At 52.2% G+C, this 13,975-nt stretch carries 14 protein-coding genes; all 14 read right to left on the bottom strand.

Annotation, left to right across the window (positions count from 1 at the left end; translation table 11 throughout):
• Window positions 1-134: 134 nt before the first annotated feature.
• Window positions 135-1,355, bottom strand: coding sequence for a SpoIVB peptidase (gene spoIVB / locus DXB83_RS01605; protein WP_070103244.1), 1,221 nt, complete (start codon window positions 1,353-1,355; stop codon window positions 135-137).
• Window positions 1,356-1,520: 165 nt separating this feature from the next.
• Window positions 1,521-3,212, bottom strand: a complete 1,692-nt coding sequence (recN, locus tag DXB83_RS01600) for a DNA repair protein RecN (RefSeq protein ID WP_117509106.1) — start codon at window positions 3,210-3,212, stop codon at window positions 1,521-1,523.
• Window positions 3,213-3,276: 64 nt separating this feature from the next.
• Window positions 3,277-3,753, bottom strand: a complete 477-nt coding sequence (argR, locus tag DXB83_RS01595; protein WP_022463344.1) for an arginine repressor — start codon at window positions 3,751-3,753, stop codon at window positions 3,277-3,279.
• Window positions 3,754-3,782: 29 nt separating this feature from the next.
• Window positions 3,783-4,640, bottom strand: coding sequence for an NAD(+)/NADH kinase (locus DXB83_RS01590; protein WP_022463345.1), 858 nt, complete (start codon window positions 4,638-4,640; stop codon window positions 3,783-3,785).
• A 19-nt stretch (window positions 4,641-4,659) separates the two neighbouring features.
• Window positions 4,660-5,469, bottom strand: coding sequence for a TlyA family RNA methyltransferase (locus tag DXB83_RS01585; RefSeq protein ID WP_055267045.1), 810 nt, complete (start codon window positions 5,467-5,469; stop codon window positions 4,660-4,662).
• The gene (gene dxs / locus DXB83_RS01580) at window positions 5,466-7,343 is read right to left on the bottom strand and encodes a 1-deoxy-D-xylulose-5-phosphate synthase (RefSeq protein ID WP_118697200.1); all 1,878 of its coding nucleotides are present in this window, start codon (window positions 7,341-7,343) and stop codon (window positions 5,466-5,468) included. Before dxs ends, DXB83_RS01585 begins: the two co-directional genes overlap by 4 nt.
• Window positions 7,344-7,354: 11 nt before the next feature.
• Window positions 7,355-8,269, bottom strand: a complete 915-nt coding sequence (locus DXB83_RS01575) for a polyprenyl synthetase family protein (RefSeq protein ID WP_330410087.1) — start codon at window positions 8,267-8,269, stop codon at window positions 7,355-7,357.
• On the bottom strand, window positions 8,247-8,492 hold the full coding sequence (xseB, locus tag DXB83_RS01570) for an exodeoxyribonuclease VII small subunit (RefSeq protein WP_226906307.1): 246 nt from the start codon (window positions 8,490-8,492) through the stop codon (window positions 8,247-8,249). Before xseB ends, DXB83_RS01575 begins: the two co-directional genes overlap by 23 nt.
• A 22-nt stretch (window positions 8,493-8,514) precedes the next feature.
• Window positions 8,515-9,741, bottom strand: a complete 1,227-nt coding sequence (gene xseA, locus DXB83_RS01565) for an exodeoxyribonuclease VII large subunit (RefSeq protein ID WP_117509110.1) — start codon at window positions 9,739-9,741, stop codon at window positions 8,515-8,517.
• On the bottom strand, window positions 9,731-10,168 hold the full coding sequence (gene nusB, locus DXB83_RS01560; protein WP_022463351.1) for a transcription antitermination factor NusB: 438 nt from the start codon (window positions 10,166-10,168) through the stop codon (window positions 9,731-9,733). The genes xseA and nusB overlap by 11 nt, the downstream gene beginning before the upstream one ends.
• A 127-nt stretch (window positions 10,169-10,295) precedes the next feature.
• Entirely contained in the window at window positions 10,296-10,688 is a 393-nt protein-coding gene (locus DXB83_RS01555; protein ID WP_022463352.1) for an Asp23/Gls24 family envelope stress response protein, read from the bottom strand.
• Between the two features lie 70 nt (window positions 10,689-10,758).
• Window positions 10,759-11,631 (bottom strand): L-serine ammonia-lyase, iron-sulfur-dependent, subunit alpha, encoded by an 873-nt coding sequence (gene sdaAA / locus DXB83_RS01550; RefSeq protein ID WP_055228454.1) that lies wholly within the window; start codon window positions 11,629-11,631, stop codon window positions 10,759-10,761.
• Window positions 11,621-12,304: an L-serine ammonia-lyase, iron-sulfur-dependent subunit beta gene (gene sdaAB / locus DXB83_RS01545; RefSeq protein WP_055218253.1), complete on the bottom strand. Its 684-nt coding sequence runs from the start codon at window positions 12,302-12,304 to the stop codon at window positions 11,621-11,623. The genes sdaAA and sdaAB overlap by 11 nt, the downstream gene beginning before the upstream one ends.
• A 38-nt stretch (window positions 12,305-12,342) precedes the next feature.
• Window positions 12,343-13,935, bottom strand: coding sequence for a peptide chain release factor 3 (locus tag DXB83_RS01540; protein WP_022462532.1), 1,593 nt, complete (start codon window positions 13,933-13,935; stop codon window positions 12,343-12,345).
• Window positions 13,936-13,975: the final 40 nt, after the last annotated feature.

The following is a 13,975-nucleotide window of genomic DNA, read 5'->3' as shown; positions in this document are numbered from 1 at the left end:
AATCACACAGACATTATAATTTTATTTTTTCGCATTTTCAATATATTTCCCGTAATTTTTTGAAAATTCGATCGACATTTTCCGTAAAAATTCGGAAGTTTGTAACAATTCCAACCAAATTAACGCATATTTTTTCAGTTCCGTGCAAGCATGTTTTCCGCAAAGACACCGTAGCCTTTTTCCGGATGGTTTACGAAAACATGGGTAATGGCGCCGATCAGCCTTCCGTTCTGGAGCACCGGCGAGCCGGAATTTCCCTGTACGATGCCGCCGGTTTTCTGTAGCAGCCGTTGATCGGTAATTTCGAGCACAAAATTTTTGTTCGTATTCTCGCTTCCAAGATCGATTTCTGTAATCTCCGCCTCATACTCTTCTACCGTATTGTCCACGCACATCCGCACGGTGGCCGGGCCCGTCTCGATCTCCTGCCGGTAGGCAATTTCCGTCACGGTAAGCGGCAGTGCACTGCTTTTTTCCCTGTCCAGAACGCCGTGGATACCGTAGATGGTATTCTCCGCCACTGACCCGATACGGTTCTTTTCTTCGTAATGGATCACGCCCTGCAGTTCACCCGGTACACCCGCTTTTCCCGGGATCACAGACAGAATCTGTGTCAGATACAGTTCTCCGCCGTTCAATTGGAGCATTTTTCCGGTATCGACATCACTGATTCCATGGCCGAGCGCTGCAAAGGTTCCGTCCGGTTCCACGAAAGTCAGTGTTCCGATTCCCTGCATATTGTCGCGGACCCAGGCCCCGAGGCGGCAGGTGCCGTCCTGGCTTTTCTGCGGTGTCACCTGCACTTCGATCGTTTCCCCGTCCCGAAGCAGGGAAAGACACACCGGGGAACCGTTTGATACTTTTACTGCATCAATCAGCTCCTGCTTGCTGCGGATGCTCTGTCCGTTTACTTTTGTGATATAGTCGCCTTCCCGCAGAATATTTTCTGACGGACGGCTGACGGTTCCGTCGGACGAACGGATTTCGGCTGTACGGATCACCATCACACCGTCGGTCTCCATATAGATACCGACCGGCGCGCCGCAGACGGCAACTTTCGGCCGTTCTTCCTGGATCACACGGATCTTTTTCAGCGGGATCCCGGCGGCGGAACATTCTACAACCGTTTCTCCCGTTTCTCCGAATTCGGTTTTTTCTGCTTCCTTCGTATCTTCCGAAATCGTCAGAAGCGGATGTTTCGTGAGCGGCTGAAACGGGCTTTCGCTGTTCTCATCCACATACATCGTATCCGGCAGGGATTCGCGCATGGCATCGTAGCCAAGAAGAACAGCGAGGATCAGAAACAGCGCCGCCAGCGCAAGCAGGACTCTTCGGTATTTTTGTTTTCTCGTCATTTGCATTCCCATCCTTTCCGCCGCAGGGCAGAACTGCGGCATTTCTTTTGTTTTCGCGGCGGTCGTCAAGTTCTCGTGCAGGCACGGACTTTGACTCGCCGCCCGCGAAAAAGAGGGAAACCACGCTTTGTTTCGTGATTTCCCTCTTAGTATGCGGACTTCTCTTTATTTGAGTCTTGCAGATTTTTGTACCTGTGCCAATTCCTTCATCTCGCTGGCATTTGCCAGAACAGAATCCGTAATTTTCGCGCCGCCGAGCATTCTTGCCAGTTCTCTGACAGAATCTTCCTCGGATAATGGATGGATCGATGTGACGGTCTCGTTTTCTTCGACGTTTTTTTCGATTTCAAAATGAGAATCTGCCATCGCTGCGATCTGCGGCAGATGGGTGATGCAGATGACCTGATGGCGCTGCCCGATCTGTGCCATTTTTTCGGAAACTTTCTGCGCCGTCCTTCCGCTGATTCCGGTGTCGATTTCATCGAAAATCAGGGTTTCTGTCTCGTCGCGGTCGGCAAGAATCGTCTTGATTGCAAGCATGATTCGCGACAGTTCACCGCCGGAAACAACTTTCGCCAGCGGACGGATCGCTTCGCCCGGGTTTGTGGAGATTAAGAACTCCACAGCATCGGTTCCGTTTTCGGTGTAGCTTTTTGTCTTTTCAAATGAAATTTCAAATGCGACATGCAGGAAATTCAGGTCGCGCAGACCTTCGATAATCTGTGTTTCGAGCCGTTTTGCATAGTTTCTGCGGATTTTGGACAGATTATGTGCGGCCGCATCCAGTTTCTGCTCCGTTTTCTGTAACTGCTCCTGCAGTGCGGCGCGGCAGCTCTCAAAATTTTCCAGTTTTTCCAGTTTTTTCTGCTGTTCTTCGCGGTATGCGGCGATCTCTTCCATCGTCTTTCCATACTTTGCTTTCAGGCGGTTGATCTCGTCGAGCCGCTTTTCCGTCTCGTAATACTCTTCTTCGGAAAAGGTCAGTTCGGAAAGATATGCGGAAATTTCGCGGTTGAAATCATTCAGCAGTCCGTCAATATCGGAAAGGGTCTGCGACGGACCGGAAAGTGCATCGTCGTACACCGCGGCCTGCTGCAGCTCCCGGATTGCGCGGCCGACCTGCTCCCCGGCGCTGTTCTCTGCACCGTAGCCGGTGATCGCATATACCGTCTGCAGAGATTCCGCGATCTTTTTCGCATGGCCCATTTTCCGGTACGCAGTTTCCAACGCTTCGTCCTCGCCCTCTTTTAGCTCTGCCTGATCAATCTCGTTGATTTCAAACGTAAGAAATGCTGCCTCCCGCTTTCTTGCCTCCTCGTCGAGTTCGTACGCCGAGAGCTCCTTTCGGACATTCTTCCACTCCTGGTACAGCGCCCGGACCTCTCCTTTTGCCGTGGCCGCCTCGGTTCCCGCAAACGCGTCAAGAATCGCGATCTGCCGGTCCGGATAGAGCAGCGACTGGTGCTCATGCTGGCCGTGGATGTCGAGCAGCAGGGACGCAAGAGCTTTTACCTGCGAGATATTGCATGCCTCGCCATTGATGCGGCAGACGCTGCGGGATCCGGTGATCTTTCTGGAAATAATCACCTGACCCTCCTCCGCCTCGAGATCCATCTCTTTTAACAGCTCCAGCACATGCGGATTTTCGGTTTCAAAGACCAGTTCCACCAGCGCGCTTGTCTCTCCCGTCCGGATCATCTCGCGGGATATCTTCTTTCCAAGCGCCGCGTTGATCGAACCGATCAGGATGGATTTTCCGGCTCCGGTTTCTCCGGTCAGTATATTCAGGCCCGGACCGAACTCCACTTCCGCTTCGTCGATCAGGGCCAGATTTTTTACGTGTAAGTTTGTGAGCATTCTTTTCCTCCGGTGTCACACCTGCTGTCATCTTTTTGTCTCTTTTTGCAGAGACGTGCGTTCTTTAGAACTCTTCGCCCGTCTCCTCCATGCCGTCCACCATTTTTTTCAGTCGTTCTGCTGCCACAAGCGCCGCATCATCGTCTCTTGCCACGCAGAGAATCGTATCGTCTCCGCCGATGCAGCCGACAATTTCATTCCAGTTCATCTCATCGAAAGCCGCTGCCGCCGCCATCGCCATTCCAGACACGGTTTTGATGACCAGAATATTCTTGGCAAGATCAACGGAAATATACGCGTCTTTTAACACGCGCGCATAGCGGCTCCCAACCTCGGACGGTGCGTTCTGCAGAACCGCATAGCGGCTTCCGCCGTTCTCTTTTGGTACTTTTGTGAGCTTCAGCTGGCGGATATCCCTCGAAATCGTCGCCTGCGTTACGGCAAAGCCGCTCTCCTCCAGCTTCTTTGCCAGCTCCTCCTGTGTTTCAATGTCATATTGGTTAATTAATTTGATAATCTGTGCATGTCTCGCGATTTTCATTTCAAGCATCCTTCCCCAGTAACTATATCTTAAATGTTTGCCATTTTCTTTCTTAATGTCTCCAGAAAACTGATGTTGCTGATCTTCACAATCAGAGTATCCCGTCTGGCCTTTTTGATCACGATCCGGTCGCCGGTTTTCATCGGAACGCGGGTGTCGCCGTCAAAATATGCCATGCCCTGTTCAATGCCGCCGTCTCTCGAAGGCCCGAGCTCCACCTCGATCACATCCTCTGCCGGAAAGACAATGCTTCTCGTATTCAGGGTGTGCGGGGCAAGCGGTGTCATCAGCATCAGGCTGGCTGACGGTGAGATGATCGGGCCGCCCGCGGAGAGGCTGTAGCCGGTCGAACCGGTCGGCGTTGCGATGATAATGCCGTCGGCGCTGTAGGAATTTAAAAACTCCCCGTTGACGTAATTGTCGAACCGGACGACACGCAGGTTTCCCTCACGGGTGATCGTAATGTCGTTGAGTGCCGCGTCCTCCGCAATCAGCTTTCCGTCCCGGTAAATCGATCCGCAGAGCATCATGCGGTGCTCAATCGTATACTCATCTGCCATCAGATGATCCAGCGCCGGATAAAGCGTGTCACGGTCGATTTCCGCAAGATAGCCGAGCGTTCCCAGATTGATGCCGAGCAGTGGAATCTGTAAATCCACCACGTCGCCTGCTGCCTGCAGAAGCGTGCCGTCACCACCGAGCACCAGAATGCCGTCGATATCTGACGGAACCTTCGCCGGATCCGTATAATGGTATTTTTCCCCTTTTTCGCTGTTATCGCAGAGAAGACACGTTTTTCCGCGCTCCTCCAGATATTGCCTGATCTGGTCTGTCACGGTAAGGTCCGGGTCTTTTGCTCTGTTTGTGATCAGGTAAAATCGCTCCATATCATGCTCCTTAACCCTTTTATTTATCCAGTGTATCGTGTGCGCTCTTTACAACGGCGTCTACATCGACATTGGTCTCTTCCTCTGTCACGCCGTCCGGCAGCCGGACAAGATGAACGAGATACTCGATATTTCCCTCCGGTCCTTTGATCGGAGAAAATTCCAGATGGCGCACGCCGAAGGAAATGCTTTTCGCATAGGAAATGACCATCTCAATGACTTCTTTGTGTACAGCCGGATCACGGACAACACCCTTTTTGCCGACTTTTTCGCGTCCTGCCTCAAACTGCGGCTTGATCAGAGCTGCAATTTCGCCGTTCTCTTCCATCAGATTCCGGACCGGAAGCAGCACCTTGGTCAGGGAGATAAACGATACGTCGATCGATACGAAGGACGGTCTCTCCTCGATATCCTCCGTCACGACGTAACGGATGTTCGTGCGCTCCATACAGACAACGCGCGGATCGTTCCGCAGCTTCCAGTCGAGCTGGCCGTGACCGACATCCACGGAATATACCTTGACGGCGCCGTTCTGCAGCATACAGTCGGTAAAGCCGCCGGTGGATGCTCCGACATCCATGCAGACCTTTCCATCCAGGGTAAGGTCAAAGTTTTTCATTGCTTTCTCTAACTTTAAGCCGCCGCGGCTCACATACGGCAGTGGTTTTCCTTTTAAGACAATCTCCACTTCTTCCGGGAACATGGAACCGGCTTTGTCCTCCCGCTCATTGTCCACCAGAACTTCTCCTGCCATAATCATGGCTTTCGCTTTTTCCCGCGATGTGGCAAGGCCCCGTTCTACCAGTAATACATCTAATCGTTTTTTCATCTTTCTTCCTGCCCCTGTTTTCTGTAGTATTCCTCAATTCTGCCGCAGATATCTTCCGGCGTAAAGCCGACCTGTTTCATCTGGTATGATACACTTCCGTGCGGAATAAAGCGGTCCGGCAGTGCAATGATCTCCACGCCGAACGGAAGGTCTTCTTCCTCGGCAAAAGCAAGGACGCGCTCTCCAAAGCCGCCGTCTTTTACATTTTCCTCGAGTGTTACGACAAGCTCATACGTATCGGCAAAGCTTCGAAGAAGTTCTTCATCGATTGGTTTGACGAACCGCGCATTCACAAGCGCCGCATCCATATCCATCCGCTCTTTTAACTGTTTCTGCACTTCTTCTGCCATTTTTACCATACTGCCGACGGCAAGAAGTGCAACACGGCTTCCCTCATGGATCACTTCTGATTTTCCGAGGCAGATGGGCGCACGGAACTCTTTTAATCCCGTATACGCTTCCCCTCTCGGGTAGCGCACCGCGATCGGGCCGTCGTAATCGACCGCAAATTTGATCATATCCGAAAGCTCCCAGAGGTTCTTCGGTGCAAGAATTGTCATATTCGGCATCGAACCCAGATAGGAAAGGTCGAAAATGCCGTGGTGTGTCTCCCCGTCGTAGCCCACAAGACCGGCGCGGTCAATCGCAAAGACGACATGGAGATTCTGCATACAGACGTCATGCATGATCTGATCGTACGCCCGCTGCAGGAATGAAGAATAAATCGCAACGACAGGCGTAATGCCGCCGAGTGACAGTGCCGCTGCAAATGTCACCGCGTGCTCTTCTGCGATTCCCACATCGAAACAGCGGTCCGGGAACATGTTGGAGAAGCGTTTCAGTCCGACACCGGTCATCATCGCCGCCGTGACTGCCGCAACATCCTTTCTTCGATCTCCCATTTTCCGCATGACCGTGGAAAAGACATCCGTGTACGTCGGATTGGATTTTCCAACCGGCAATCCTGTTTTCACATCGAACGGACCCGCACCGTGGAATCTTGCCGGGTGGCGCATCGCCGGCTCATAGCCGCGGCCCTTCTGTGTCAGGACATGCACCAGAATCGGTCCTTCAAACCGTTTTGCTTCCTGGAAGATCTTGATCAGCTGCGGAATGTTGTGGCCGTCCACAGGACCTAAATACGTAAGTCCCATATCCTCAAACAGCATGCCCGGAATGATGATCTGTTTGATGCTGCTTTTCGTCTTCCGCATCGCATCCACCATGCCAGGTCCGATGCCCGGAATGCGGTTCAATGCCTTTGTGACATCCATCTTGAAATCCGTGTACGCCGATGCCGTCCGAAGGCCGGACAGGTACGATGACATACCGCCGACATTCTCGGTGATCGACATTTCGTTGTCATTTAAAACGATAATAAAATTCGATTTCAGGCTGGCCGCATTGTTCAGCGCCTCGTACGCCATGCCGCCGGTCAGCGCACCATCTCCGATGATCGAAACAACGGAATAATTTTCTTTTTTCAGTTCCCGTGCACGCACATAGCCGACGCCTGCGGAAATCGAGGTCGAGCTGTGGCCGGTGTCGAATACATCGCAGTCACTCTCGCTCCGCTTCGGGAATCCGCTGATGCCGCCTTCCCGGCGCAGCGTTTCAAACCCGTCTTTCCGCCCGGTCAGAATCTTGTGCGTGTAGGACTGGTGTCCCACATCCCAGATCAGCTTGTCTTTTGGAAGATCGAAGACGCGGTGCATCGCAATCGTCAGTTCCACGACACCAAGATTGGACGCCAGATGGCCGCCGGTTTTACTCAAAGACTCGATAATAAATTCCCGGATTTCCTCTGCAAGCGCCGGAAGCTGGTCCGCCGGAATCTTCTTAATATCGTTTGGTTTCTGTATTTTTTCTAACATGAAATCATCCCTTACTTTTTTCTGGAAGTCAGAGATTCAAACAGCTCTTCCAGAAATATTTTATCTCCCGGACAGGACAGATTTTTCAGTTCGTCCACGGCCTCTTTCGTGAGCCGTTTTACCTCCTGCTCCGCCCCGTCTGTGCCAAACATCGTCACATACGTTGTTTTTTCATTCTTTTCATCGCTGAAAACCGGCTTTCCAAGCTCCTCCATCGTGGATGTGACATCCAGGATGTCGTCCCGGATCTGGAACGCGATTCCGACTTTGGAGGCAATCCGGCAGAGCGCGTCAAGATCATCGTCGTTTGCTCCTGCAAGTGCCGCACCTGCCATCATGGCAGCCTCTAAAAGCGCCGAAGTCTTGTTCTCGTAAATGTAGTCCAGCATCTCACGGTCGATGGCGAAATGGCCGGCTTTTTCATTCATCACGTCAACACTCTGACCGCCCAACATGCCGGAAATTCCGGTTTTCTGACAGAGAATGCCAAAAGCACGCACTACGCGGTCGGTGTGCTCCTCCAGTGGAAAGGCTTTCCAGGCTGTCTCGTATGCATAGTTTAAAAGGGCATCTCCTGCCAGCACGCCGACGGCCTCCCCGAAGACGACATGGGTCGTTTTTCTGCCGCGGCGGTAATCGTCGTTGTCGATCGCAGGGAGATCATCGTGGATCAGGGAATGGGTGTGAATCATCTCCATGGCTGCCATAAATGGTTTTACTGCCTCCCCGGTTCCGCCGAACAGACGGAAACTCTCCTGCAAAAGCAGCGGACGAAGCCTCTTTCCGCCCGCTGTCATACTGTAATTCATGGCTTTTGCCAGTTCCTTTGCAAAGCCTTCCTCTTTCGGCAGGTAAGCGGCAATGATACTTTCCGTTTCCCGCGTTTTTTCTTCGAGTACCGCTTTAAAATTCTCTGAATGTTCCATCCTCATTCATCTGGAGCATTTTTTTCTCGACGCGGTCAATTTTCTGACTGCATTCATTCAAAAGCTCCATTCCCTCCTTGTATAAACGAAAGGAGTCTTCCAGGCTGACATCGCTGCTCTCCAGCGTTTCGAGCATCTGATCCAGTTTTCCAAATGCTGCTTCCAGTGTCTCACCGGAAGGGGTTCCTTCTTCTTTTCTCTCTTCTGCTTCCATATTTCCCATGTTTTCTCGATTCTCTGCTTTTTCACGATTGTTCCATCCAGGATACGGCCGATGTCTTCTCTGCGCGCGCTGTGATCTTTCCGTCTGATACACAGATTTCGAGCAGATCACCTTCTTTGACATCCTGCACCGAAGTGATGGCTTTTCCTTCTTTTTCCACGTAGGAATAGCCCTGGTTCAGCTTGTCCAGCGGGGACAGACCCTTCATCGCCTGAATGTAAAGGGCAAGGCGGTGGCGCGCTTCTTTGAGCTTTTCTTCCATCGCATCTGTATACCGACGCTCCAGCTCGGCGTGGCGTGCTCTCTGGTCACGGATCTTATTTTCCGGTCCGAGATACTTCCACTTTGTCTCGTACTGCAGAAGGCGGCTTCTCGCTCTCTGCGTCTGGTTTGCCATCGCATGGTTCATGCGGCTTTTATAATTTTCCAGTGTGTTGAGTACCGCGCGGACATCAGCGACCGCCAGCTCCGCCGCTGCGGACGGGGTCGGGGCGCGCAGATCTGCCACGAAATCGATGATCGTTGTGTCGGTCTCATGGCCGACGGCGGAGATCACCGGCGTATGGCAGGAAAAAACGGCACGCGCTACTTTTTCCTCATTGAACGCCCAAAGATCCTCGATCGAACCGCCTCCGCGGCCCACGATCAGCACATCCAGATTCAGTACGTCCAGACGGCGTATGCCCTCCACGATGCTGTCCGCCGCTCCCTCTCCCTGCACCAGGGCCGGGTAGAGGATGATCTGGACAAAGGGATTCCGGCGGAGTGCAATGTTTTTGATATCCTGCACAGCAGCTCCCGTCGGTGCTGTGACAACGCCGATTTTCTTTACATACGCAGGAATCGGCTGCTTGTACTCCGGGGCAAACATGCCCATCTCTTCCAGTTCTGCTTTTAGGGCCAGATACTTTTCGTATAAAAGGCCGGCGCCCTCTTTTGTGATCTCTTTTGCATAGATCTGATACTTTCCGTCCCGCTCATAGACGCTGATGCTGCCGCCGACAATCACGTTATCGCCGTCCCGCATCGGGAAGGCAAGGCCGCGCCGCGAACCGGCGAACATGACACAGGAAATGGTTCCTTCCGCATCTTTTAAGGAAAAATAGATATGGCCGGACGGATGGTATTTACAGTTGCTTACTTCTCCGCTGACGTAAATCCGGCGGAGCATATAGTCCTGGTCAAAGATGTTTTTGATGTATGAATTGACCTGGCCTACGGTGTAAACATTCTGATTTTTATTTCTCATCTTCTTCTCTTGCCAGTTTTCCAAGAATACCGTTGATAAAGGACGGAGACTGGTCTCTGCCGAAGCGTTTTGCCAGCTCAACGGCCTCGTTGATGGCTACACCGACCGGAACGTCCTCGTCGAATTTCATCTCGTAAACGGCAAGACGCAGGATCGCCAGGTCTACTTTTCCCATACGGGTCGTTTTCCAGCCCTCGGAAGTACGGTTCAGCATCTCGTCGATTTCCGGGATGTGCTCGGTCACATGATGGTATTTCTCTTCCATATAGGTCTGATCTTTTTCGCTTACGGTTACTTCTTCATCCTCGTCGTTGTCGTCAGAGTACGTAAAGTAAAGAGACATCTGCTGCGGCATCTCCTCTTTCTCCTGGAACTCTGCGGTATAGAGAAGTTTAAAAATATTTTCGCGAAGTTTGCTTCTGTTCATTGTCTGTTTTAATTCCTTCCTGTATAGTTAATTAACTATTTTTCTTCCATTTCATCTGGCTCTGAATAGTTAACAAGAACCGCGGGGTTGTAAGGGGTCGCCTTATTCCCTCGCGGTTCGTTGTTTTTTATTTCGTCTGTTCCATATTCACGCCTGCAATGGCTACATTGACATCGGAAACTTCCAGGCCTGTCATATTCTCGATCGCTGTTTTTACTTTTTCCTGTACGTTTTTGCAGGTTGCCGGAATCTCGTATCCATATTTGAGATTGAGGGCAAGATCCACGCAGACAACGCCGTCGAGTACATCAACTTTGACACCCTTGGAAAGATTTTTCATGCCAAGCTTGCTGACTAATTCGTTGGTAATATTTCCGGCCATGGAGGCTACCCCGTCCACTTCCGTTGCCGCAAGTCCTGCGATAATAGCTACCACCTCGTCTGCAATCTGCACGGTTCCGATTCCTTCGTCATCATATATCGTATAAGTGTTTCTTTTCTGAATTTTTGCCTCTGCCATCTTAAAGAACCTCCTCCTTGGCTGACTTTCCTTTATTATACCAAAAGTTTTCCGAAAATAAAAGTTTTTTTTATTCTTCTTCCTGTGCCGCGCACCACTCGCGTGCTGCCGGCGTGTTGGCAAGGCCGCCCTGGCCGGTTTCGCGCAGACTCGGATGCATCTGGTCGCCGACTTCCCGCATCGCATCGATCACCTGATCCGGCGGAATGCGGCTTATGATTCCCGCAAGTGCCATGTCCGCCGCAGAAAGTGCATTCACGGAACCGATCACATTCCGTTTGACGCACGGGACCTCGACAAGACCGCCGACCGGGTCACACACGAGACCGAGCAGGTTCTTTAATGCCATCGCTGCCGCATGCGTGATCTGGGACGGAGTGCCGCCGCCAAGTGCGGTCAGTGCGCCTGCCGCCATCGCGCTTGCTGTTCCGATTTCGGCCTGGCAGCCGCCGGAAGCGCCCGCAATGTAGGCCCGCGCCGCAACGACCTGGCCGATACCGGCTGCCGTGTAGAGCGCACGCACGATCTGCTCATCCGCTGTCCCCTTCTCTTTCTGGTAATTCACGAGCACAGCCGGAAGCACACCGCACGCTCCTGCGGTCGGTGCTGCAACGATCCGCTTCATGCAGGCGTTTGACTCACCCATCGCAAGTGCAGATGCCATAACTTTTCCGACAAACGGTCCGCAGAGCGTGTTCCCGCTCTCGACATACGCGCGCATCGTCTTTCCGGCGCCGCCCACAAGACCGCTTCTCGACTGCAGCGAACCGTCGTAATTCCGTTCAGCGCCTTTCATGGCTTCCCACATGCCGCGCATCGTCTCAATGGACTCTTCGCGGCTTACATTTCTCTCATTCATATCATCCAGAAGGATGACTTCATCAAACGGCAGGTCTTTTTCCTGGCACTCTCGGACAATTTCTTCCAGTGAATTATAAGACATCGTCCTCTTCTCCTTCCGTTACGTTGATGTATGTTACCTTTACAATGCCCTCAAGATGCTCCAGCCATTCCAGCGACTCTTTGGGAAGCGGCTGATCCATCTCCACGACCATGACGGCCGATCCGCCTCTCTTGTCGCGGTAGAGGGACATATTCGCAATGTTGACTGACTTATGTGCCAGCATCGACGTAACCTCGGCTACGTGGCCCGGCTGGTCCAGATTGTGGACGATCAGGGTCGGAATCTCGCAGCTGCAGTTGACATCCAGCCCGTCGAGGCGGTTGATCATGATACGGCCGCCGCCAAGGGAGCACGCCTGCACCTCGAGCGTCCGGCCGCTCTTTCCCTTTACTTCCAGAACGACGCTGTTCGGATGGGCACTCGTCAGATTGGCGATGCCGAATGAATAGGAAAGACCCATCTTCCGGGCAATTTCAAAGCTGTCCGGAATCCGCTCGTCATCCGGCCGCATGCCGAGAAGACCCGCGACGAGACCGCGGTCTGTTCCATGGCCCTTTCCCGTTGCGGCAAAGGAACCGTACATCAGTATTTTTGCTTCCACCGGCTGTTCCCCGAGAAGTTTCTGCGTCATCCATCCAATCCGCACCGCCCCCGCTGTGTGCGAACTCGACGGACCGACCATCACAGGGCCCAGAATATCGAATAAGTTCATTCCTTCTCCTTTTTAAGCGGCATCCCGCGCTTTTGTTCTTAGTTTTTGCTGAATTCGGTCAGCACAAGGTCTTTGTTTCGATCCTGTACCATGCCGACACTCCACGGATTGACAAAGAGAAGCAGCGGATTTCCCTTGAGGTCCATGACCTTCTTCATATCGGATGTACCCTGAATACGGTCCAGGTTGATCTCCTCTTTGTTTGCGATCCAGCGGATGTGCTCATACGGCAGGTTCTCCAGACGGATATCCACGTTGTACTCGTTCTCCAGACGGTATTTTAAAACGTCAAACTGCAGGACGCCGACAACGCCGACGATGATCTCCTCCATGCCGCCTTTGTACTCCTGGAAAATCTGGATCGCACCTTCCTGTGCAATCTGGGAAATTCCCTTGACGAACTGTTTTCTCTTCATCGTATCGAGCTGGCGCACTCTTGCAAAATGCTCCGGCGCGAAGGTCGGAATTCCCTCGTATGCGAATTTTTTGCCCGGCATACAGATCGTATCTCCGATGGAGAAGATACCCGGGTCAAATACACCGATGATATCGCCGGCGTATGCTTCATCAACAATATGACGGTCACTCGCCATCATCTGCTGCGGCTGGGAAAGACGCATTTTCTTTCCTCCCTGCACATGGAAGACTTCCATTCCGGCGTCGAATTTGCCGGAGCAGATGCGCATGAATGCGATACGGTCACGGTGTGCTTTGTTCATGTTTGCCTGGATTTTAAAGACAAACGCAGAGAAATCCTCTTTGACCGGATCGATCACGCCGCAGTCTGCCGTACGCGGAAGCGGCGGCATCGTCATCGTGAGGAAGTGCTGCAGAAAAGTCTCCACACCAAAGTTGGTGAGCGCAGATCCGAAGAATACCGGGGAGAGCTCTCCCTTGCTGACAAGCTCCTGGTCAAACTCTGCACTTGCGCCGTCGAGCAGCTCGATCTCATCCATAAGCTGTTCTTTCTGGTCCTCATCGACCACATCGAGAAGATGCGGATCGTCGATATCAATTTCTTCCTCGATACCTTCCTTCGTTCCCTTCATTGTATCGGAGAAGGTAAGGACTTTCTTTTTGTCACGGTCGTAAACACCGCGGAATTTCTTTCCGGAACCGATCGGCCAGTTGATCGGGCAGGTTGCAATGCCGAGCTCTTTTTCGATCTCGTCGAGCAGCTCGAAGGTATCGTTCGCATCGCGGTCCATCTTGTTGATGAAGGTAAAGATCGGGATGTGGCGCATGACACAGACTTTAAACAGCTTTCTGGTCTGTGCCTCGACACCCTTCGATGCATCGATAACCATGACGGCGGAATCGGCTGCCATCAGGGTACGGTACGTATCCTCCGAGAAGTCCTGGTGTCCCGGGGTATCCAGAATGTTGATGCAGTAGCCGTCGTAATTGAACTGCAGAACGGAAGAGGTAACGGAAATACCACGCTCTTTCTCGATCTCCATCCAGTCGGATACGGCATGGCGCGCAGTCGCTTTTCCTTTTACGGAACCGGCGAGATTGATCGCTCCTCCGTACAGCAGGAATTTCTCAGTCAGTGTGGTTTTACCGGCATCCGGGTGGGAAATGATGGCAAAGGTACGCCGTCTTTCAATTTCTTTTGTATAATCAGGCACGGTTTTATCTCCTTTAGAATATAAAATCTTATTTACTATG

The sequence above is a fragment of the Blautia sp. OM06-15AC genome, from assembly GCF_003481425.1.
GTDB lineage: Bacteria > Bacillota > Clostridia > Lachnospirales > Lachnospiraceae > Fusicatenibacter > Fusicatenibacter saccharivorans.
This window is presented reverse-complemented; position numbering and strand designations above follow the sequence as displayed.

What these genes read in the sequence shown, in the direction of transcription:
- xseA (WP_117509110.1), bottom strand. Translation starts at nt 9,741, where the DNA reads ATGAGAAATAAAAATCAGAATGTTTACACCGTAGGCCAGGTCAATTCA.
- recN (WP_117509106.1), bottom strand. Translation starts at nt 3,212, where the DNA reads ATGCTCACAAACTTACACGTAAAAAATCTGGCCCTGATCGACGAAGCG.
- DXB83_RS01555 (WP_022463352.1), bottom strand. Translation starts at nt 10,688, where the DNA reads ATGGCAGAGGCAAAAATTCAGAAAAGAAACACTTATACGATATATGAT.
- argR (WP_022463344.1), bottom strand. Translation starts at nt 3,753, where the DNA reads ATGAAAATCGCGAGACATGCACAGATTATCAAATTAATTAACCAATAT.
- nusB (WP_022463351.1), bottom strand. Translation starts at nt 10,168, where the DNA reads ATGAACAGAAGCAAACTTCGCGAAAATATTTTTAAACTTCTCTATACC.
- DXB83_RS01585 (WP_055267045.1), bottom strand. Translation starts at nt 5,469, where the DNA reads ATGAAAAAACGATTAGATGTATTACTGGTAGAACGGGGCCTTGCCACA.
- sdaAA (WP_055228454.1), bottom strand. Translation starts at nt 11,631, where the DNA reads ATGTCTTATAATTCACTGGAAGAAATTGTCCGAGAGTGCCAGGAAAAA.
- DXB83_RS01575 (WP_330410087.1), bottom strand. Translation starts at nt 8,269, where the DNA reads ATGGAACATTCAGAGAATTTTAAAGCGGTACTCGAAGAAAAAACGCGG.
- xseB (WP_226906307.1), bottom strand. Translation starts at nt 8,492, where the DNA reads ATGGGAAATATGGAAGCAGAAGAGAGAAAAGAAGAAGGAACCCCTTCC.
- sdaAB (WP_055218253.1), bottom strand. Translation starts at nt 12,304, where the DNA reads ATGAACTTATTCGATATTCTGGGCCCTGTGATGGTCGGTCCGTCGAGT.
- spoIVB (WP_070103244.1), bottom strand. Translation starts at nt 1,355, where the DNA reads ATGACGAGAAAACAAAAATACCGAAGAGTCCTGCTTGCGCTGGCGGCG.
- dxs (WP_118697200.1), bottom strand. Translation starts at nt 7,343, where the DNA reads ATGTTAGAAAAAATACAGAAACCAAACGATATTAAGAAGATTCCGGCG.
- DXB83_RS01590 (WP_022463345.1), bottom strand. Translation starts at nt 4,640, where the DNA reads ATGGAGCGATTTTACCTGATCACAAACAGAGCAAAAGACCCGGACCTT.